This is a genomic window from Yoonia sp. SWMV100 (genome assembly GCF_056108365.1).
In genome coordinates this window covers 104369-123921 of record NZ_JBWBAQ010000004.1, presented here as the reverse complement: position 1 = coordinate 123921, position 19553 = coordinate 104369, and the positions used below count along the sequence as shown (strand labels likewise).

Annotated in this window: 19 protein-coding genes and 2 tRNA genes; 9 read left to right on the top strand and 12 right to left on the bottom strand. The window is 56.2% G+C overall.

The genetic code is table 11. The features are described from left to right. Positions 1-30: 30 nt before the first annotated feature. Both ACXJGX_RS09610 and ACXJGX_RS09605 read right to left on the bottom strand, forming a co-directional pair. The gene (locus ACXJGX_RS09610) at positions 31-588 is read right to left on the bottom strand and encodes an RNA polymerase sigma factor (RefSeq protein WP_474781028.1); all 558 of its coding nucleotides are present in this window, start codon (positions 586-588) and stop codon (positions 31-33) included. Further along, positions 585-749 (bottom strand): NepR family anti-sigma factor, encoded by a 165-nt coding sequence (locus ACXJGX_RS09605; protein ID WP_474781026.1) that lies wholly within the window; start codon positions 747-749, stop codon positions 585-587. The genes ACXJGX_RS09610 and ACXJGX_RS09605 overlap by 4 nt, the downstream gene beginning before the upstream one ends. A 104-nt stretch (positions 750-853) precedes the next feature. Between ACXJGX_RS09605 and ACXJGX_RS09600 the strand changes: the two genes are divergently transcribed. Then, the gene (locus ACXJGX_RS09600; RefSeq protein ID WP_474781024.1) at positions 854-1663 is read left to right on the top strand and encodes a response regulator; all 810 of its coding nucleotides are present in this window, start codon (positions 854-856) and stop codon (positions 1661-1663) included. A gap of 42 nt (positions 1664-1705) precedes the next feature. Here the strand turns inward: ACXJGX_RS09600 and ACXJGX_RS09595 are convergent, their stop codons facing one another. Both ACXJGX_RS09595 and ACXJGX_RS09590 read right to left on the bottom strand, forming a co-directional pair. Continuing rightward, complete coding sequence (locus tag ACXJGX_RS09595; RefSeq protein ID WP_474781022.1) at positions 1706-2203, bottom strand: Dps family protein; 498 nt, start codon at positions 2201-2203, stop codon at positions 1706-1708. Between the two features lie 32 nt (positions 2204-2235). Then, entirely contained in the window at positions 2236-2400 is a 165-nt protein-coding gene (locus ACXJGX_RS09590; RefSeq protein WP_474781020.1) for a DUF1328 domain-containing protein, read from the bottom strand. A gap of 166 nt (positions 2401-2566) precedes the next feature. Between ACXJGX_RS09590 and ACXJGX_RS09585 the strand changes: the two genes are divergently transcribed. The 3 genes from ACXJGX_RS09585 (at position 2567) to ACXJGX_RS09575 (ending at position 3970) form a co-directional block, all read left to right on the top strand. Continuing rightward, positions 2567-2884, top strand: coding sequence for a hypothetical protein (locus tag ACXJGX_RS09585; RefSeq protein ID WP_474781018.1), 318 nt, complete (start codon positions 2567-2569; stop codon positions 2882-2884). A gap of 3 nt (positions 2885-2887) precedes the next feature. Continuing rightward, positions 2888-3220 carry a phage holin family protein gene (locus ACXJGX_RS09580; RefSeq protein ID WP_474781016.1) on the top strand — a complete coding sequence of 111 codons (333 nt, stop codon included), beginning with the start codon at positions 2888-2890 and terminating at the stop codon, positions 3218-3220. 132 nt (positions 3221-3352) lie between these two features. Next, positions 3353-3970 carry a fasciclin domain-containing protein gene (locus tag ACXJGX_RS09575; RefSeq protein WP_474781014.1) on the top strand — a complete coding sequence of 206 codons (618 nt, stop codon included), beginning with the start codon at positions 3353-3355 and terminating at the stop codon, positions 3968-3970. An 81-nt stretch (positions 3971-4051) separates the two neighbouring features. Here ACXJGX_RS09575 and ACXJGX_RS09570 read toward each other — a convergent pair whose 3' ends face one another. The 4 genes from ACXJGX_RS09570 to ACXJGX_RS09555 form a co-directional block, all read right to left on the bottom strand. Then, positions 4052-4981, bottom strand: coding sequence for an MYG1 family protein (locus ACXJGX_RS09570; protein ID WP_474781012.1), 930 nt, complete (start codon positions 4979-4981; stop codon positions 4052-4054). Between the two features lie 167 nt (positions 4982-5148). Next, positions 5149-5226 (bottom strand) — tRNA-Arg (locus ACXJGX_RS09565). 501 nt (positions 5227-5727) lie between these two features. Further along, positions 5728-5814: transfer RNA gene (locus tag ACXJGX_RS09560), tRNA-Leu, on the bottom strand. 165 nt (positions 5815-5979) lie between these two features. Beyond that, positions 5980-6471, bottom strand: a complete 492-nt coding sequence (locus ACXJGX_RS09555; protein ID WP_474781010.1) for an Lrp/AsnC family transcriptional regulator — start codon at positions 6469-6471, stop codon at positions 5980-5982. A 104-nt stretch (positions 6472-6575) separates the two neighbouring features. On the opposite strand from ACXJGX_RS09555, the gene putA reads away from it, so the two are divergent. Both putA and ACXJGX_RS09545 read left to right on the top strand, forming a co-directional pair. Further along, positions 6576-10049, top strand: a complete 3474-nt coding sequence (gene putA / locus ACXJGX_RS09550; RefSeq protein ID WP_474781008.1) for a bifunctional proline dehydrogenase/L-glutamate gamma-semialdehyde dehydrogenase PutA — start codon at positions 6576-6578, stop codon at positions 10047-10049. Positions 10050-10083: 34 nt separating this feature from the next. After that, positions 10084-10815 (top strand): rhomboid family intramembrane serine protease, encoded by a 732-nt coding sequence (locus ACXJGX_RS09545; protein WP_474781899.1) that lies wholly within the window; start codon positions 10084-10086, stop codon positions 10813-10815. On the opposite strand, the gene ACXJGX_RS09540 is transcribed toward ACXJGX_RS09545, so the two are convergent. Next, positions 10812-11600, bottom strand: coding sequence for an inositol monophosphatase family protein (locus ACXJGX_RS09540; RefSeq protein WP_474781006.1), 789 nt, complete (start codon positions 11598-11600; stop codon positions 10812-10814). The genes ACXJGX_RS09545 and ACXJGX_RS09540 overlap by 4 nt on opposite strands. Before the next feature lie 159 nt (positions 11601-11759). Between ACXJGX_RS09540 and ACXJGX_RS09535 the strand changes: the two genes are divergently transcribed. Further along, entirely contained in the window at positions 11760-13709 is a 1950-nt protein-coding gene (locus tag ACXJGX_RS09535) for a putative bifunctional diguanylate cyclase/phosphodiesterase (protein WP_474781004.1), read from the top strand. On the opposite strand, the gene ACXJGX_RS09530 is transcribed toward ACXJGX_RS09535, so the two are convergent. Further along, positions 13706-14611, bottom strand: a complete 906-nt coding sequence (locus tag ACXJGX_RS09530) for a LysR family transcriptional regulator (RefSeq protein WP_474781002.1) — start codon at positions 14609-14611, stop codon at positions 13706-13708. The genes ACXJGX_RS09535 and ACXJGX_RS09530 overlap by 4 nt on opposite strands. 94 nt (positions 14612-14705) lie before the next feature. Here ACXJGX_RS09530 and metF point away from each other — a divergent pair, with 94 nt between their 5' ends. Together metF and ACXJGX_RS09520 are read left to right on the top strand one after the other, a co-directional pair. Continuing rightward, on the top strand, positions 14706-15572 hold the full coding sequence (metF, locus tag ACXJGX_RS09525) for a methylenetetrahydrofolate reductase [NAD(P)H] (RefSeq protein ID WP_474781000.1): 867 nt from the start codon (positions 14706-14708) through the stop codon (positions 15570-15572). Positions 15573-15610: 38 nt separating this feature from the next. Beyond that, a complete protein-coding gene (locus ACXJGX_RS09520) occupies positions 15611-16090 on the top strand; it encodes a PaaI family thioesterase (RefSeq protein WP_474780998.1) in 480 nt (159 codons plus the stop codon). Here the strand turns inward: ACXJGX_RS09520 and ACXJGX_RS09515 are convergent. After that, positions 16052-17119 carry a DUF2235 domain-containing protein gene (locus tag ACXJGX_RS09515; protein ID WP_474780996.1) on the bottom strand — a complete coding sequence of 356 codons (1068 nt, stop codon included), beginning with the start codon at positions 17117-17119 and terminating at the stop codon, positions 16052-16054. The two genes, ACXJGX_RS09520 and ACXJGX_RS09515, sit on opposite strands and share 39 nt — an antisense overlap. Beyond that, the gene (locus ACXJGX_RS09510; protein WP_474780994.1) at positions 17106-19406 is read right to left on the bottom strand and encodes a xanthine dehydrogenase family protein molybdopterin-binding subunit; all 2301 of its coding nucleotides are present in this window, start codon (positions 19404-19406) and stop codon (positions 17106-17108) included. The genes ACXJGX_RS09515 and ACXJGX_RS09510 overlap by 14 nt, the downstream gene beginning before the upstream one ends. Between the last annotated feature and the right edge of the window lie 147 nt (positions 19407-19553).

Below are 19553 nucleotides of genomic sequence, written 5' to 3'. Positions count from 1 at the left end.
TTCGCAGACTGTTATACCAAGGTCCAGATGTCATCGCGCAGCGACACCCGGGCTACCGATGACGCCAAGCGTAACAGCGTCCGTCAGTTCCAAGGGCGCGTCAGCGTCGAGCTTAAGTAGCTCGGTAAGCCTTGAGCGGCCGCGGTTGACACGGCTTTTCATCGTTCCGGTGGCAACACCACACATTTCGCCAGCGTCTTCATAGGTAAATCCGTTTGCACCCACCAATATCAGCGCCTCTCGCTGTTCGTCAGGAAGCTGCGCAAAAGCATGTTTGAAATCCATCATCTGCAAACGGCCATCATGATCGGGCTTTACCGAAAGACGGTCGGAAAACGCGTTGTCGACATCTGCGACTTCGCGGTTCAGCTTGCGACGGCTGGTGTAAAAATTGTTTCTAAGAATCGTAAAAAGCCACGCCCGCATGTTTGTGCCGGGGGTGAATTTATCCATATTCGTCCATGCTTTCAGAACCGTGTCTTGCATCATGTCATCTGCGGATGCGCGGTTACGGGTCAAGCTAAGTGCAAAAGCGCGCAGCGCTGGCAGATGGGTGATCAACTCGTCTTTGGGATGCAGGTCACTCATTTGCGTCCCCGCTGATCTTCATCTTGCGCACGCAAGACAGACAACAGGTCCGTAATTTGGTCTGGCATATCATCGCGTGCAAGATCAGAGAAAACCTTTTTCAGGTTTTCGTCTATATACTCTGCAATACGTGCCGTTTTTTGTTCTTCAGCTCTTGCCATACGCTCGCTCCACCTCAACACTCGACGAAATATATTCCTTTTCATGGAACCAACTGACGATAACCGCGTTTGGTTCCCAGAATAAATGAAAAAAGGTCAAAAAAATGCACGACACTCAGACCGAGGCCACTTTCTCCGATTTGATCGCGGCAGAGCTGCCTTATTTGCGTCGCTACGCACGGGCTCTCACAGGGTCACAGACACGCGGGGACAAATACACAGTCGCAACACTCGAGGTGATCCTCAAGGACAGATCCAGCTTCGAAAACGACGACACGATGAAAGTCAATCTGTTCAAGTGTTTCCATGCGATCTGGTCCACATCCGGTCAGCAGCTTGCCGAGCCAGAGGATGCGTTGCAAGGCCGCGCGCAAGGCTTGCTTGCGTCGCTTACAGCAAACTCCCGCGAAGCGCTTTTGCTGCGCACCATCGAAGAGTTCAGCGTCGGTCAAATCGCGACCATTATGCAAACAGACGAAGACGATGTCCGCCGCTTGATCGGGGCTGCGAACCAAGAACTTGCCAGCAAGGTCACTGGGCGTGTGATGATCATCGAAGATGAACCCATCATCGCTGCCGACCTCATGGCCATCGTCGAGATGCTGGGTCACGACGTTGTCGGCATCGCCCGCACCCACAAAGAGGCGGTAGAGCTTGGCAAATCATCGCACGTTGACCTGATCCTCGCCGATATCCAGCTTGCCGACAACTCTTCTGGCATCGAAGCGGTGAATGAACTTTTGACCACGATGGATGTGCCCGTGATTTTCATCACCGCCTTCCCAGAACGCCTGCTGACCGGGGATCGCCCGGAACCTGCCTTCCTGATCTCGAAGCCATTCCAAGAGGCTCAGGTACAGTCGGCCGTCAGCCAAGCAATGTTCTTTGCATCAACCGCGACGCTCAAGTCGTAATCGCAAAGCCCCCACACGGTGATGCCGTGTGGGGGCTTTTTTTTATTGGGCAACCAGCGCCCGCAGCATCCATGCTGCTTTTTCGTGGAACGCTGACCGTGCGGTGGCCAGATCTTCTGTCACCGGGTCATTTTGCTCTCCGGCAACCTTGATCAACGCATGCAGTCGATGCGCGACGCGCACGTGGTCTTCTGCCAACATCGCGACCATTTCGCCAGCTGACGGTGTCTTGGTTGCATCCTTGATTACCGAATTTTCCATAATATCAGCCATCGTCATCGGGGCCATCTGCCCAAGCGCGCGCATCCGCTCCGCCAATTCATCGGCGGCCTCAAACATGTCTTCGTATTGGCCTTCAGTCAGGTTATGGACGCCATAAAACAGCGGACCTTCCACATTCCAGTGAAAGGCATGTGTTTTAAAGGTCAACCGATAGGTGTCTGCCAATACATTTGCCAAGCCTTCGGCAACAGTTTCAGCATCCTTAACCCCGGATTTCACGTCTTTGACGGCGGCAACTACATTCAACGTCTTCGTCATTTTACTCTCCTTCTTTAGTTAGGGTTTGCCAATCAGGCCTTGCGAACAAGGTTCAGTATCAACGCGCCAACAAACAGTACCAGGAACACAAAGAATAGAACCTGCGCGATACCGGCCGATGCCGAAGCGATCCCACCAAAACCAAAGATGGCGGCGATGACCGCGACGACAAGAAATGCGAGTGCATAGCTTAACATGATAGTCTCCTTAAATTTAACAGTGTCTTGCGCCGCTAGATCCGACGCGTTCTGTCAAATGAACCCTGCCATCCTCATTCTGGTTCCGAAATTATGGAATTTAAAAAAGGGAACCAATTCGCGCAAAGCGTGTTGAGGCTGTGAATGAAGAACAAGGAGATACATTATGGCCACCGCATCTAAAGACACAGCAACAACTGCCGAGCTCAGCGACCAGATCGCAACATTGCGCGCAGACCTGGGCAACCTGACACACACGATTGCAGGCATTGGTAAAGCAAAGGGTGACGACGCCGTCGCCGCCACCAAGGCCAAAGTTGCAGAGGTACAGTCGAAGGCCGCCGATCAAGCCGAAATCGCGCGTCAGCAAGCTGTCGCACTTCAAGGTCAAGCGAATGACTTTATCCGCACGCAACCAGCAGCTGCACTTGGCATTGCTGCCGGCATCGGGTTCCTGATCGGTTTCCTGGGGCATAGGAAATAACTGATGTTCGGCATCAAAGAAAAACTGGCGCGCAGCGCTAAAAAGGCAGGCCTCATGAGTGGGGGCCTGCTTTGCTGCTTGGTCGGGACAGGTTTTTTGACTGTTTCGGCATGGTTTGGTCTTGCGCCACAGCTTGGCGTGCCAACGACAGCTGCGATAATTGCAGGTGTCTATATCGGTGTGGGCCTGATCCTGATCGGGCTAAGCACACGCGAGGAACACCCTGCTGTGCGTGCAGCGGCGACAGAACCAACACCCTCACAAGCGCCCCCGCTGACCCAAGCCTTCTTGTACGGCCTACAGGCAGGCAACCACGCAAACAAATCGCGCCGCTAAGTTAGCAGGCGCGATTTTATTATATTTTTCAAATCATTAATAAAATTTATAAAAACAAAATTGGAACGATATGGCCAGCCATCCGTTGTGTCACCAGAGGCCAACAACGGCCAAACAAGAAGGAACTTAACAATGAATACTTTTACAAAAACCGCTCTGATGGGTGCAACCTTGCTGTCCGCTGCGACAATGGTCCATGCTGAAAACGAAGTGTCGCTCACAAACAACTACCTGCTGACTGACGACCTGACGATTGCACAAAATGCTGCCAAGGTTCGCGACTTTTCAACATTGATGATCGCTGTTGACGCCGCAGGGCTGTCGGACGAGCTGGGTGGTGAAGGCCCTTATACGATTTTTGCGCCAACTGACGCCGCATTTGCAGAGCTGCCAGAAGGTACGGTAGAAAACCTGCTTTTGCCTGAAAACCGTGACGCGCTGATCGCATTGGTTTCGGCACATGTTGTGCCTGCATCGGTTGTCGCCAAAGACTTTGAATTGGCAGAAGTCGGTGAAGGCAGCATCGAAAATGGTACGATCCACGCCACGCTTGATGGAACAATGGTATCGATGGACACCATCTCTCAGACTGATTTGGCCGTAAAGAAAATCGGCGACGCCTATTACATCGACGCCTACCTCGACGATGAAGACACGATCAACCCGACGACTACGATCATCTATTCTGACATCATGTCATCTAACGGTGTCATCCATATCATCGACAAAGTACTGCAGCCCGGTGCTTAATCGTAACTGTCGATAACTTATCATAAAAACGCCGCCCCAGTTTGGGGCGGCGTTTATTTTTGCGCGAACGAAGACGCGGATTTACTCCGCATGATTTTGAACGTCAGCGACAGCAATTGCAGCCATCTGCATAATCGCTTCGCGCGAACTTGCGACTGCGATAAAGCGCGCGTTGTGACAAAACTTTGCACCCTTGACGCCGCTCACATCTTCTAGCGCGGCGTCGGTCAAACCTGCCCATGCGGCAGGCAGATCCGCGCGCTGTTCGAATGTGTCATTCGAAATCTTGATCCCACCTAATGTCCAATCATCGCCGCGCGGATGGACAACAAACAGAATGTGGTGGGCTTCGGCCAAATCAAGAACCGAGCGATACGGCATCCCCATCGGAAGCTCGAGGATAGGCGAAGGCCCCGCCTTGGCAATTGCGTCCAGGACAATGCTTTGCGCACGCGCTTTCGCGGCAAGGTTACGTACCTGCGCTGCGACGAAACTGCGTACAATCGGCAACGCCGCCATAAACGCGTCATCATCAGCCGTTGGCGACGTGTCGTCAAATACCGGCTTCAAACTGCCCAGCAGCGCTGGCAAGGTCAAAATAGACAACGGCCCCGCAACAGAAGGCTCCATCGCACCATTGTCCAGCAGGTCAATCGGTAGCACAAACTTGGTGTCAAACGTGGTGTGTATGGTTTCGATATCCGCCGCAGGCACGTCCATCGCGGTAAGGTAGGCGCGCCCGTAATGTGCCCAAATCAACCCAAAAGAACTATAAGGTTGACCGTCTTCACGGACCGGATTGGGTCGTTGGTGGTGATCAAATATCTGCGCGTCAGCATCATACTGCCCACCAACATCGTAAATAATCTTGTCATTCGCAGGCGTAATCCACTGCCGATCCCGCGTGCGCGCGATCTTCGCGTCGGGAAACACACAGGTCAATATCACTGTGGACAGCAGTTCGTCCGCATGGAAGCCGCCGGAATGGGTGATAAGGTGTGCGATATGCATGGGCGTGTTCCAAAAGTTTGGTCAAATGAAATGGGGCGCCTTATCGGTCGCCATTCAACGAAGTCACGGCTCCTTTGTCAAAGGCACACCGTCAGTTCAAGATCAAAATGTCAGGAAATACAATCTGCGCCCGCAGTGCGACCGCGTTAAACGCGATTTTTTTCAAATGGCGAGCCGTGGAGGACTCGAACCCCCGACCTGAGAATTAGAAGTTCCCTGCTCTAATCCAGCTGAGCTAACGGCCCGCACTTAGCTCGCTGTATTGGGCATGTCACCCCGTCATGTCAACGTCAAGTTGGCCGAACACGCGACGTTAAAAATGCGCTCCCGTCTTGCGCATCTGCTGCTGGTCGCGTGTGGCGTAGCTAAGACCTGATCTGGGTCGTCTCGGGCCACTTTTTGGGCTTGGTCCGGCATCTAAGAATACGTCGGACGGCGGTCGTTTTTCGCGGACCGTTTAATCAGCACTGCTGGATCAGGCTAATATCAGCGATTCAAATAGGTCATCGCTATACTTTCGCTTGAGCTTATCGCTTTGGTCCTGCTCAAAGAATGATCTCTACCGCGGGCTGTCCGACCTTGGCCTGCGGTTATCTGACTTCAGGCTGAATGCTTTCCACCCGCCGGACCGTGTCGGAAAAAACGCCCCTCAAGCCATCCAGTGCCGTCCTGTTTCCACCAAACGCCAATATGCAAAATAACCCTGCAAACAACCTATACTGAATTCTTCAAAGTATCATTTTATTTGGTGCGGGCGGTGGGACTCGAACCCACACGGGCACAAGGCCCAACAGATTTTAAGTCTGGTATGTCTACCATTCCATCACGCCCGCATCTGGCGTTGTCGTCAATTTTCAGTTCCGGGCCAATACACGACCCACAACAACCATCTGATCGCAACGTCTTGTTCCATATGAGCGTTATCAAACAGACTCAAGGATTTTAGTCTCAGATGCCTGCCGTTCCTACTCACAGTTGCCGCAAGGGGCAAGCGCTGATCATGCGTGCGTAATCGGAATGCTTGCAGAAAGGCCCTCTTCTTTGACCGCCTGCATCGCCACATAGGTCGACGTGTTTGCCACATGCGGCAACGTCGAAATCTTTTCCGCCAGCACAGCACGGTACCCCGTCATGCCTGCCGTCCTGACTTTTAGCAGATAATCAAAAGACCCGGCAATCAGGTGGCATTGTTCGACCTCGGGGACCCGTACCACCGCAGCGTTAAACGCAGCCAAGGCGGCCTCGCGGGTATCCGCTAATTTGACCTCGACAAAGGCAACATGGTCGCGACCAAGCCGGATAGGGTCGAATAACGCCCGGTATCCGCGAATAACCCCACTATCCTCAAGGCGTTTCAGGCGCGCTTGCGTCGGCGACTTTGACAGACCAATGCGCCGGGCAAGCTCGGTGACGCTGATGCGCCCTTCAACGGCCAGCACATCAAGAATTTTGCGATCAAAAGTATCGATTCCAAAAATCGGTTCGCCCAAGATATCCCCTTCTTTCGGTAAATTAGTCTATCAATACCTGAAATATCAGCCAGATTGACTTCAAGCAATGGTGTAATGAGGATCATCTTCATATGGGTGCCAAAATGCAAAATGTCCTGACCGAACTGCGTACCAAAATTGACGACACTCTTTACCGCGACGAACATGACGCCCTTGTTGGGCTGGTTGAAACCGCCGCACTTTCGGACGCGGATCGCGCCCGGATCGGTACCCGCGCCGCCGATCTTGTGCGCAAGATTCGCGCCAGTTCAGAACCCGGCCTGATGGAGGTCTTTTTGGCTGAATACGGCCTATCGACCGACGAAGGCATCGCGTTGATGTGCCTCGCAGAGGCCCTGTTGCGTGTCCCCGACGCTGACACCATCGACGCGCTGATCGAAGACAAAATTGCGCCGTCAGATTGGGGCAAACACCTTGGCCATTCCGCCTCCCCCATGGTGAATGCCTCGACATGGGCGCTGATGCTGACGGGCCGCGTGCTGGACGACGAAAAGCCCGGCGTTACACGCCATCTGCGCAGCGTGATCAAACGGCTGGGCGAGCCGGTGATCCGCACCGCAGTCGGGCGCGCCATGCGGGAAATGGGGCGCCAATTTGTGCTGGGCGAAGATATCACCAAAGCCATGAAGCGTGCCAACGGGATGCAAGCCAAGGGGTTCACCTACAGCTATGACATGCTCGGTGAAGCCGCCCGAACCGAAGCAGACGCGCGCGGCTATCATCTTGCCTATTCACGCGCGATCAGCGTGATCGCCGATCATTGCACCCACAACAGTGTCGCTGAAAACCCGGGGATTTCAGTCAAACTTTCCGCACTGCACCCCCGGTATGAGGTCGCCCAAAAAAACCGTGTGATGGCCGAACTTGTCCCGCGTGTCCGTGCGCTGGCCTTGCTCGCAAAATCGGCAGGTATGGGTCTGAATATCGATGCCGAAGAGGCGGACCGCCTGTCACTGTCACTGGACGTGATCGCCGAAGTGCTTTCAGAACCTGCCTTGGCAGGCTGGGACGGTTTCGGCGTTGTCGTGCAGGCATATGGCCAGCGTGCGCCATTGGTCATTGACTATCTGCACGACCTTGCGACCCTTCTGGACCGCAAAATCATGGTCCGCCTCGTCAAGGGGGCCTATTGGGACACCGAAATTAAACGCGCCCAAGTCATGGGGATCGACGGCTTTCCCGTCTTTACCGCCAAACACCACACCGACATCAGCTATATCAGCAATGCGCGCAAACTCTTGGGGATGACCGACCGGATTTATCCGCAATTTGCCACCCATAACGCACATACGGTGGCGGCCGTGTTGGATATGGCAAAAACGATGGGCCTGACACCCGAAAACTACGAATTTCAGCGCCTGCACGGCATGGGGGAAACGCTTCACAAGATCGTGCTGAGCGCTGAAAAGACGCGGTGCCGCATCTATGCCCCTGTCGGCGCCCACAAAGACCTGTTGGCCTATCTGGTGCGCCGCCTGCTTGAAAACGGTGCGAACTCCAGTTTTGTGAACCAGATCGTCGATGAAACCGTCCCCGCCGAAACTGTGGCTGCTTGCCCCTTTGATGCGCCGCAAAGCAGCCCCCACCTACCCACAGGTCCGGAATTATTCGCGCCTTTGCGTGTCAATTCAGCGGGTTGGGATCTGACGCATACCCCAACGTTGGATCGTGTCGAAACAGGCCGCGCGCCCTATCAGGATGCGCAATTTGCAGCCTACCCAATGACAGCAACGGGCGCGCAATATGCCGGGCAACCGCTGCCCGACGCAGTTTCAGTCCGCAATCCCGCCCGCCTGAACGACTCAGTGGGGTCTGTCCAGATGGCAAGTGATGACGATATCGCCGCCGCACTGGATGCCGCCACGCCGTGGACCGCAGACGCGTCCACCCGCGCGGCAGTGCTCAACGCCGCTGCGGACGCACTCGAAGCCGACGCCATCGCGCTGTTCGCCATTCTCGCGCGCGAAGCCGGCAAGGGGCTGCCAGATGTCGTCGCCGAACTGCGCGAGGCGGTCGATTTCTTGCGCTACTACGCCACCCAAGCCAGTGACGACATGAAACCACGTGGTATCTGGACCTGCATCAGCCCGTGGAACTTCCCTCTGGCGATCTTTATCGGCCAAATCGCCGCCGCTCTGGCGGCAGGGAACGCTGTGCTGGCCAAACCCGCGGAACAAACCCCGCTCATCGCGACCCGCGCGGTTGAAATGCTTTATGCAGCGGGCGTGCCACGGACCGCGCTGCAACTGCTGCCCGGTGGGGCGGCTGTCGGGGCGGCGCTTACCTCTGATGCGCGGATCAATGGCGTGGCCTTCACCGGATCCACAGGCACAGCCTTGAAAATCCGCAGCGCAATGGCGGCCAATTGCGCGCCCGGCACGCCGCTAATCGCAGAAACGGGCGGACTGAACGCGATGATCGTCGACAGCACCGCCCTGCCCGAACATGCGATCCGCGATATCGTGAACGGGGCGTTCCGGTCCGCCGGACAGCGCTGTTCCGCCCTGCGCTGCCTGTATGTCCAAGAAGACATCGCCGCCCCTCTGCTGAAAATGCTCAAAGGCGCGATGGACGAATTGGTCATCGGCGACCCATGGTATTTGTCTACGGACCTTGGCCCCGTCATCGACGCAGCCGCGCATAAAACCATCGTTGACCACATCGCGCAGGCCGAAGCCGAAGGCCGGATCATCCACCAGATCAAAGCACCCACCGCCGACGGGCACTATATATCGCCCACCGCGATCAGATTGGACAGCATCGCCGACATGACCCAGGAAATCTTTGGGCCAGTGCTGCATGTTGTGACATACAAATCCGACCAACTTGACGCGGTGATCGACACCATCAATGCCACCGGCTACGGTCTGTCGTTCGGGCTTCATACCCGCATCGACGACCGGGTCCAAACTATTGTGGAACGGATCGAAGCGGGCAACATTTATGTCAACCGCGACCAAATCGGTGCAGTCGTCGGCAGCCAACCCTTTGGCGGTGAGGGTCTTTCAGGGACCGGACCCAAAGCCGGCGGTCCGCACTACCTGCCCAGATTCACCGCCGACCCCGCACCCGCCGCGCAAGAGACATGGGACACCGACAGCGATCTGCCCGTCCTGCTGGACAGGATGCGCAACACGACACCCGCGACCACCAAACCCGCCACAGACCTGCCCGGCCCAACTGGCGAATCCAACCGCCACAGCCTGCACGCGCGTGGCCCGATCCTGTGCATGGGACCGGGCGAAGCGGCCGCAAACGCGCAAGTCGCCGCAATCAAGGCGCTTGGCGGGATCGGGGTCAGCGCCAAAGGGCGCATTGCCCCACAATATGTCACGCAAATGCCGCTGCTTTCTGCCGTGATCTGGTGGGGGGATGTCGCCACAGGCCGCGATCTTGAAACCGCGCTATCACAACGCCCCGGCAAGATCGTCAACCTGATCACAGGCATCCCCGACGCGGGCCACGCGATGCACGAGCGGCACGTCTGCATCGACACCACCGCCGCAGGTGGCAATGCCGCGCTGTTGGCTGAAGTGGCCGACCAAGCAACATCTTGACGGCGCCTGCTACATAAATCACGGTCGCGGTATGATTTTCCCATTCCGCGACCACAACCCGTCGACGCGCGTGCCCTATGTCACGCTTTGCATTATTGCGCTGAACATCCTGATTTTTATGCTGACCTACGCCAGCCAATCAGAACGGGTGATTTCCGACATCTATCTGACCTATGGCATGATTCCCGCCCGCCTGTCCGCAGGCGAAGGCTTTGTCACACCCGTCACATCCATGTTCTTGCACAGCGGGTTTATGCATCTGGCCGGGAACATGCTGTTTTTGTGGATCTACGGCGACAACCTCGAAGACAAAATGGGGCATGTGCCGTTCCTGATCTTCTACCTCATTTGTGGAATCGCAGCGGCCTTTGCGCAAATGGCCGCCGGGCCCGCATCACCGGTGCCGATGGTGGGTGCGTCCGGTGCAATTGCGGGGGTGATGGGCGGCTATCTATTGCTCTATCCCAAGGCACGCGTTGACGTGCTTTTCTTTTTCGTCGTGTTTTTCCGGGTTGTCCCGATCCCTGCATGGATCACGCTGGGGTTCTGGTTCGGGGCGCAACTGATCAACGGCGCCGCCAGCCAAGACGCAGTCGGCGGCGTCGCATATTGGGCGCACGCCGGCGGCTTTATCATCGGCTTTGTGATGATGATTCCATTCTGGATGAAACTGGGCGGACCGCAATTCTGGCAGCGGACGCACGGTCATCCGGACCATCCGGAAACCCACTATGGACGCAGCAATATCCCGATTGTTCGGCGCTAAGCCTTCCGGATAATCTTGGCGAAGGTTTCGAAAATTGGTTCGTTGGCGCAGACAATCTCGCCATCGGCCAAAATATCACCGTCTGCGCGGATCGGCTCGACGATACCGCCTGCCTCGCGCACGATGATCACGCCAGCGGCCAGATCCCAAATCTTGAGTTTGCGTTCCCAGAACCCATCGTAGCGCCCCGCCGCGACATACGCGAGATCAAGCGCGGCCGCCCCAAAGCGGCGTACGCCGGCACAGGCAGGTAACACACGTGCAAGGTCTTGCAGGGTTTCGGGCAAATCAGACCGACCCGCAAACGGCAGACCTGTTGCGAAAATGCTTTCGATCATGCGGTGACGCCCCGACACGCGCAGACGGCTTTCGTTCAGCCACGATCCGCCGCCTTTTTCCGCATAGAACATTTCATCCTTGGATGGATCATAAATCACGCCAGCGACGATCTGGCCTTTATGCTCTAACGCAATCGAGACCGCCCAATGTGGCAGGCCGTGCAGGAAATTTGTTGTTCCATCCAGCGGGTCAACGATCCAACGGCGTGTCGGGTCTTCGCCTTCGATCTCTTTGCCCTCTTCACCCAAAAAACCATAGGACGGGCGGGCCAGCATCAATTCGGTGCGAATTGTTTCTTCAGCGGTGCGGTCCGCACGGCTGACAAAGTCACCGGGGCCCTTTGCGCTCACCTGAAGCTGTTCAACCTCACCAAAATCTTTCAGCAATGCGCGCCCCGCTTTCCGGGCGGTTTTCATCATTACGTTCAGGTTTGCGCTGCCAGCCATCGGTCACTCTCCGGGTTCGGGATCAAGCCGGGCGTATAGGCCCAAGTGGCACGCGGAACAAGGGGGAAGTCCGTTAAATGAAAAACAGGCACATGTGACCCCGTTAACGGGATCTTTGCAAGTTTGCGGGTTTATTCCAACAAAGGACACCTGACATCCATGCGCCAAGATTTGATTGCACACTTTTTGCACGAAACACAAATTGTGGGTCACATCTCTGGCCGCGATGTCGTCAAACGCATCGCCACCGCTGCGCTAATGGCCACCGTCTGTTTCTTGGCAGGGTTTACAACGCACGCCTATATCGCAGTCGGCTTTGTGGCGGCCGTCGAAATTGCGGCCTACCCCCTGAATTCACGCGCAGGCAGGTTTGATCAGCCGATCTCGCTCTTGGCAGGGATTAGCGTATTTCTGGTCAACTGGATCAGTGTGTTCGCATTCTTATCCTTCGCCATCATCCTGTCGCACAGCGATACGACACCCTTTATTTTGGCGGGTTTTTTGTGGATCTTTGGGATATGCGTCCACATCAGCAATTCGTTTGGGTTGATGCCTGTTTATAACTGGACGCAAATGACCCCGACATTCGTCGCGATCTTCGTGATGGTTTGGAACATGTCAAAAAACCCGGCGCACAATGCCCCGACGCAAGACTGGATCATGGTTTCTGCATTGGTTTTTGTCTATGTGGTGAACACCTTTGTCATTATGAATCGCCAAAAAGATACACATTTGGCGCTCGAAGCGGCCCGCGAAGAGGCTTATGCACGCTTGGTCGAACTTGAACGTCTCGCGCGGCACGACCCACTGACGGGGCTCATGAATCGCCGTGCCTTTGACGATGTTGCGACCAGTCAAATGCGCCAGCACGCGAACAAATTAGGGATCACAGTATATTTGATTGACCTTGACGGGTTCAAACCTGTCAATGACAGCTATAGCCACCACGCCGGGGATACGGTGCTTTGCACGATCGCGGAACGTTTGCAGGCGCTTGTTGACAAAAACGGATGCGTTGCCCGTTTGGGTGGGGACGAATTTGCTGTCCTTAAATCAAACATTACCTCGCCGCGGGCGGCATTGGCATTCGGTGCCGAAATTATCACGGCAATCTCGCGCCCGATCCAATTCGAACAAAAACACCTGCAAGTCGGTGCCAGCGTTGGCATCGCACGCCAAAGCAATGACACCCCTGTCCTTGCCACGCTGATGTCCGGGGCCGATCAGGCGATGTTTCGTGCAAAACAGGACCCGAACCGGGTGCCAATGATATATGACAAATCTGCGTTCCCGGTACGCGCCACACTTCAGGACCGCAAGGTCCTGATCTCGGCCTTTGATAGCGGCGAAATTCGTCCGTATTATCAACCGAAGGTGTCGCTGGATACGAACCACGTCGTCGGCTTCGAAGCACTGTCACGATGGGAACACCCCAAGCGGGGCCTTTTGATGCCCGCATCATTTCTGCCGCAAATCAACGAACTAGGCCTGCAAGGGGCCTTTACATTGCACACCGCCGAATGTGTGCTCGCTGACATCGCGCAGTGGATCGCATCCGGGCTCGACCCGGGTGAGGTATCGATTAACGTTTCAGAAGTCACGCTTGCGACTGTCACGGGCCACGCCGACCTTATGGCCGTGATCGACCGCTACCCGCAGCTGCGCCACCACCTTACGTTTGAAATTACCGAGGATATCTTTATCGCCCGATCAAGCGAAATCATCCAACGGTCCATTGCAAATTTCCGGCGGGCGGGCGTGCGGATCTCGCTTGATGATTTTGGTACCGGGTTCGCATCATTCCAACACCTGAAGGATTTGGAATTTGACGAGCTGAAACTTGACAGCGGATTTGTACGTGATCTTGGCCACGACACCGCCACAAATGTGCTGGTCGACGGTCTATTGACGATGGGTAAGGGGCTAGGTGTGCAGGTCGTGGCAGAAGGAGTCGAAACGACCCAGCAACGCGACATCTTGCGCCGCATGGGCTGTCATGTGGTGCAAGGCTATTACTACGGCAAGGCAGAACCGTTTTCCGACGCGTTTTCTCGGTTGCAAGAAAACCGGCGGGTCATGTCGCGGCCACTGTCGGAAACCTATGGCTAGCGGCGCTGCAATTTCACCGCTTCTTGCCGCGCCAATCGAATGAGATGTGCCATATATGGGCGACTGGTATCGTCTGACCGGGTCGCCGCATAAAGGCGGCGAGTGATTCCTTTTTTGGTCAGCGGACGGGTCACATAATCCGCGTTATAGCGCACTTGACTGACGACCCAATCGGGCAACACCGCCACCCCGCGGTTCGACGCCACCAAAAGCAAGATTACCGCCGTCAATTCCACCTGCCGGATCGCGGCAGGTTCGACCTTGGCAGGGGTAAGGAGCTGGGAAAAAATGTCCAACCGTGAGCGGTCCACTGGATAGGTGATCAAGGTCTGCCCGCGAAAATCTTCGGCCTCGATCACGTCTTTCTGGGCCAACGGATGCGCGGCCGCCGCGACAAACACGGGTTCATAATCAAATAGCGGCGTGAAATCCGTTTCAGGCAGGTCCTCGGGGTCGGACGAGACCACCAAATCCACCTCTTCCTTGCGCAGCGCCGGAAACGCGTCAAACGCGAGGCCGGGGCGAATGTCGACATCAACCTCTGGCCAGGCTTTGCGAAACTGTTCAAGCACAGGAAACAACCATTCGAAACAGGCATGGCATTCAATGGCGATATGCAACCGCCCGGCTTTGCCTTTGATCAGGCCGGAAAACTCTGCTTCTAGTGCGGCAACCTGCGGTAAAATTGATTCCGCTGCCGCAAGCATTTTCATACCCGCCGCCGACAGTTTAAGAGGCTTGGATCGCCGCACGAACAATTCAACGCCGGCCTGATCCTCTATCCCTTTGATTTGATGCGATAACGCGCTTTGGGTGATGTTCAACAGGTCAGCAGCACGGGCCAATCCACCAGTATCATGGATCGCCTTGATGGTGCGCAGATGGCGGAATTCGATATGCATATGTGAACGACCCTCATGATCGTGGTGAAAGTTATGAATTTGTCTCAACTCAATAAAGATGCGACAAGAGCAAATCAAGTATGAGGTCTGCATCATGTCAACGCCGTCTATTTCATTCGAATTCTTCCCACCCAAGTCGCTTGAGGGGTCGTTCCGTTTGTGGGACTGCGTCAACACGCTGGCGCCCTTGGACCCGACATTTGTGTCCGTGACATACGGCGCAGGCGGCACCACCCGCAAGCTCACCCACGAAGCCGTGGGGACCATTCACCGCACCAGCGGCCTGAACGTGGCAGCCCACCTGACCTGCGTTGATGCGACCAAAACCGAAACCTTGGAAATCGCCAACGGCTATGCCGAGGAAGGCGTGCGCGAAATCGTCGCCCTGCGCGGCGATGCCCCCAAAGGGTCCGACGGGTTCAAACCGCATGCCGAAGGTTTCGCCAGCTCGGTCGAACTGATCGAAGCGCTGGCCGACACCGGAAAGTTCAACATCCGCGTCGGCGCCTACCCCGAAAAACACCCCGAAGCGACCGATCAGGCCGCAGACATTGCCTTTCTCAAGCGTAAAATCGACGCAGGCGCATCCTCTGCGATCACGCAATTCTTTTTCGAGGCAGACACGTTTTTCCGTTTCCGCGATGCCTGCGTCAAAGCGGGAATCAATGCGCCAATCCTTCCCGGTATCCTGCCGATCGAAAACTGGGGCGGCACACAGCGGTTCGCAGCACAGTGCGGCACCCATATTCCACAGGTGATCCAAGACGGATTCACCAACGCAACCCGTGATGGCACCACGGACTTGTTGGCGACCGCCCTCGCAACCGAACTTTGCGATGACCTGCGCCGCGGAGGTGTGGACCACCTGCACTTTTACACGCTCAACCGCCCGGAACTGACCCGCGATGTCTGTCATGCGCTTGGGATCACCCCAAAAGCACGGTTGCAAAACGTCGCTTGAACCGCCAGCCTTGGGCGAAACAAACCGCCCGAGGCCCCATGACCACACCCCCGTACACACTCCCTGACCGCGACCGGATGTTGTCCATGTCCGGTCTTGATTACTTGCGCGCGATGCAACAAGAACCCGCGCTTGCCGCCCCGATCGGGCGCGTCATTAATTACTGGCTGGATACCGTCGCACCGGGCAAGGTCACTATTCGGGGTATTCCCGGCTATGAACACACGAACCCGATGGGCGGCGTGCATGGCGGTTGGTACGGCACTTTGCTTGACAGCTGTATGGCCTGCGCGGTGATGACGACCGTTCCCAAGGGCGCGATTTACACAACCCTTGAATACAAGGTGAACCTGACCCGTGCCATCCCGATCGGCACCGAAGTGATCGCCACAGGATTTCTTGACCACGCAGGACGCACCACTGGCGTGTCACATGGTGAAATTCGCGGGGCAGCCGACGGCAAGCTGTATGCGACCGGGTCAACCACTTGTTTGATTATGCAAATTCATAAGACCTGACCGGTCATCCGTTTGATCGGCAATGGTTTCATGCAATCGCTCTGACGGATCAAATCCGATAGGGCGGGTCTTGCGCGCCAGAAAAATCTTGGACCACCCGCGCCAGTTTCCCAATGAAGGCGCGGATACGTCTTGCGGAAACCGCGCGCGCCATCCGTCCGGTAGCGGAACACCACAGGTCTCCAGCCGGTCCAGCATCCAAACCAGCGGAATATTCGACAACGGACGCGCGGCAGGATGCTGCCAGACCTGACCGCCAATGTCGGCATGATTGCCCCGAAACCAGACCTGTTCCATGTGGCCGTCCCAATTGGGGGGACACTCCCAAATCACGGGCGCAAACGCACGGCGGCGTTCGTCAATCGCAAGCGCGTGAAACCCATTGCGTACATGTTTGCCCAGCGCGTGATTGTGAAAATCATGTTGGCCTTGCGACAGTCGCCACACCAATGGCAACCGCACCCCCAACGCCCTGACCGTATCCCAAACCGCAACCACGTCGACCTGCACATCGTCGTGGCAATACATTTTGTGAAACTGAGCAAACGCGTCCCCCGCCCCGCGGTTGCGATAATGCCGATAGGCCTGCCGTACGGCACGCACAGTCGCATGGTCATGCTGTAGCAATCCAACGACATCAATCACCCCCGCCAGTGACCGTGCGGCATAGGCCCCGCGGGAATAGCCGATCAGTACGATTTTATCACCCGGCCTGTAGCGCGATGCCACCACCCCATAACCGCGTTCAATTTGCCCGTTGATGCCCTTTCCGGTCATCACGCTCCATGTGCTTTTCCAATCGCGCCACTGAATCCCCGCCTCGTAATAGACAGTCAGGTTGGCGGTGCGGCTTGCCTCGCGCAGCAGTTTAAACGTCAGCCCGGCGTTGGTTTCCCGGGCCGGTTCCAGCGATGACATTGTGCCATCCAGAATGATCACATGGGTGGCGGGTCCGCGTCCGCGAACGCCACTTTCTTCGGTGCGCGCCCGGCGCCCAAATAGCCCAAAGAACCAATCACGCAGCTGCACTGTTATCCTTTGCCGCCTCGATTGTCGCCCAAATCCGGTGGGGGGTGAACGGCATATCTACTTGGCGTACACCCAGATCCCACAGCGCGTCTACGACAGCATTGGCCACTGCGGCTAACGCCCCCACGGTCCCGGCTTCGCCACAGCCCTTCATCCCCATCGGGTTATATAACGACGGCGTGGGTTGGGTCGCAAATTTGATCATCGGCATGTTATCCGCACGCGGCATCCCGTAATCCATGAAGCTTGCCGTTAGCAATTGACCGTCTTCGTCATACACAACCCGTTCTGTCAGCGCCTGCCCGATCCCTTGGGCAACACCCCCGTGGACTTGGCCTTCGGCCAACATCGGGTTGATGAGATTGCCGAAGTCATCAACGACCGTATAGCGATCAACGGTGACGACGCCGGTTTGCGGGTCAATCTCGACCTCGGCCACGTGGGCACCGTTGGGGAAACTGCGGTTATCTAGATTGATTGTCGCCGTATGCGTCAGCAAATCGTTGCGTCCAGCCGCGCGTGCCATATCCACCACATCCAGCATGGTTGGTGTCAGGTTGGACCCTTGAATGCGGAAACGCTCATCGTCAAAACTGACCATGCCCGCATCCACGCCCTGATCTTCGGCCAGAAATGCGCTAAAGGCCGACACCATCACCGCAACGGTTGCCAATGTGGCCGTGTTCTGCACCGTCACCGACCGAGATCCACCCGTGCCACCGCCCGTCGCAATCCGGTCGCTGTCACCTTGCACGACCGATATCCGATCTGCCGGAATTCCCGTTTGATCCGCCAAAAACTGCGCAAAAACGGTTTCGTGGCCCTGCCCATTGGATTGCGTGCCGACGTAAACCAACGCGCCATCCGCGGTGAATTCGACCTTGGTGGTTTCGTTTGTGTCGCCAAGAATGCTTTCGATGTAATAACACAAGCCCTGCCCGCGCAATTTCCCTGCGGCTTTTGCTACGGATTTACGGGCCGCAAATCCGTCACGGTCTGATTCTATGGCGGCGCGGTGCAAAAGATTGGCAAATTCACCCACGTCATAGGTCACCCCCGTGACCGATGTGTAAGGAAACTGATCCGGCCGGATAAAGTTTTTTTCGCGCAGCGCCCAAGGGTCCACGCCCAACTGTTTTGCCGCCTCATCCATTGCCCGTTCCAACACAAATATCGCCTCTGGCCGCCCGGCCCCACGATAGGCGTCAACAGGTGTCGTATTGGTAAACACGCCCACGCAGCGCATATAGGCTGTCTGCACGTCATAGGTTCCCATCATGACTTTTGCGAACAGCTCTGTCTGGATCGGTTGGGCGAAATTCGAATTATACGCTCCCATGTTGGCAATCGTGTCCAGATGGTAGGCGACGATGCGGTAATCCTTGTCAAACGCCAGTGTCGCGGTCGTCGTCAAATCGCGCCCGGCATTGTCCGACAACATTGCCTCGGTGCGTTCTGACATCCAACGCACGGGTCTGCCCAAAACACGCGCCGCATGCGACACGACAAAATATTCAGGGTACGGCATCCCCTTCATGCCGAATCCGCCGCCCACATCGGGGTTGGTCACGCGAATATCGGCGGCATCCAGACCAAAATGTTTGGCCAGATCTTTTTTCATCCCCCAAACGCCCTGCCCGCCAAAGGCAAGATGCAAACGTCCATCGACAACCTCGGCATAGCAGCCGCGCGGCTCCATCGAATTGACAATAATACGGTTATCAAAAACCTGCGTGGTGACGACATGGGCCGCGCTGGCAATCGCCGCCTGCACCGCATCATCGTCACCCAAGCCGAAATCAAAGGCTTGGTTTTGCGGGGCCTCAACATGGATCGTTTCACCACCCACCGCCAAATCGACGTAGACAGGCAGGTCATCAATCTCAAGACCGATCGCCTCTGCGGCGTCCTTGGCCTCCAGCAGACTGTCAGCGACGACCATCGCCACCGCTTCGCCGACATGGCGCACACGGCCTTGCGCCAACAGCGGGCGCAGCGGCGCCGCACCGCGCGAACCGTCGCGATTTTTCACAATCGTGGCGCCCATTCCGATTTTTACACCCGCTGCAATTAAATCATCGACAGTCACAATCAATTGCACGCCGGGCATGGCGCGCGCGTCATCCAGATCAAGCGCCAATATGTCGCCATGCGCGACGGGCGACCGCATGAAATATGCAAAAAGCGCGCCCTCGGGGGTGATATCATCAACGTATCGCCCGTGGCCGGTGAGAAGCCGCACATCCTCGACCCGTTTGACAGATTGGCTTTTGCCGAATTTTTCCATGGGTTTGCTCCGCGATTCCAATTTCCTCCACCCTAGGCTGACTACCCACGATGTCCAGTAAACTGCGCGACACAAAATTATTTTCACTTTTATCAGAATAAATCGGCAGGACCACGCGTAACCCTTGTAACTGACGGGCAGCCCGGC

Excerpts from the sequence above, each read along its gene's own strand:
- ACXJGX_RS09610 (WP_474781028.1), bottom strand. The coding sequence starts at position 588 with ATGAGTGACCTGCATCCCAAAGACGAGTTGATCACCCATCTGCCAGCG.
- ACXJGX_RS09605 (WP_474781026.1), bottom strand. The coding sequence starts at position 749 with ATGGCAAGAGCTGAAGAACAAAAAACGGCACGTATTGCAGAGTATATA.
- ACXJGX_RS09600 (WP_474781024.1), top strand. The coding sequence starts at position 854 with ATGCACGACACTCAGACCGAGGCCACTTTCTCCGATTTGATCGCGGCA.
- ACXJGX_RS09595 (WP_474781022.1), bottom strand. The coding sequence starts at position 2,203 with ATGACGAAGACGTTGAATGTAGTTGCCGCCGTCAAAGACGTGAAATCC.
- ACXJGX_RS09590 (WP_474781020.1), bottom strand. The coding sequence starts at position 2,400 with ATGTTAAGCTATGCACTCGCATTTCTTGTCGTCGCGGTCATCGCCGCC.
- ACXJGX_RS09585 (WP_474781018.1), top strand. The coding sequence starts at position 2,567 with ATGGCCACCGCATCTAAAGACACAGCAACAACTGCCGAGCTCAGCGAC.
- ACXJGX_RS09580 (WP_474781016.1), top strand. The coding sequence starts at position 2,888 with ATGTTCGGCATCAAAGAAAAACTGGCGCGCAGCGCTAAAAAGGCAGGC.
- ACXJGX_RS09575 (WP_474781014.1), top strand. The coding sequence starts at position 3,353 with ATGAATACTTTTACAAAAACCGCTCTGATGGGTGCAACCTTGCTGTCC.
- ACXJGX_RS09570 (WP_474781012.1), bottom strand. The coding sequence starts at position 4,981 with ATGCATATCGCACACCTTATCACCCATTCCGGCGGCTTCCATGCGGAC.
- putA (WP_474781008.1), top strand. The coding sequence starts at position 6,576 with ATGCAAAATGTCCTGACCGAACTGCGTACCAAAATTGACGACACTCTT.
- ACXJGX_RS09540 (WP_474781006.1), bottom strand. The coding sequence starts at position 11,600 with ATGGCTGGCAGCGCAAACCTGAACGTAATGATGAAAACCGCCCGGAAA.
- ACXJGX_RS09535 (WP_474781004.1), top strand. The coding sequence starts at position 11,760 with ATGCGCCAAGATTTGATTGCACACTTTTTGCACGAAACACAAATTGTG.
- ACXJGX_RS09530 (WP_474781002.1), bottom strand. The coding sequence starts at position 14,611 with ATGCATATCGAATTCCGCCATCTGCGCACCATCAAGGCGATCCATGAT.
- metF (WP_474781000.1), top strand. The coding sequence starts at position 14,706 with ATGTCAACGCCGTCTATTTCATTCGAATTCTTCCCACCCAAGTCGCTT.
- ACXJGX_RS09520 (WP_474780998.1), top strand. The coding sequence starts at position 15,611 with ATGACCACACCCCCGTACACACTCCCTGACCGCGACCGGATGTTGTCC.
- ACXJGX_RS09510 (WP_474780994.1), bottom strand. The coding sequence starts at position 19,406 with ATGGAAAAATTCGGCAAAAGCCAATCTGTCAAACGGGTCGAGGATGTG.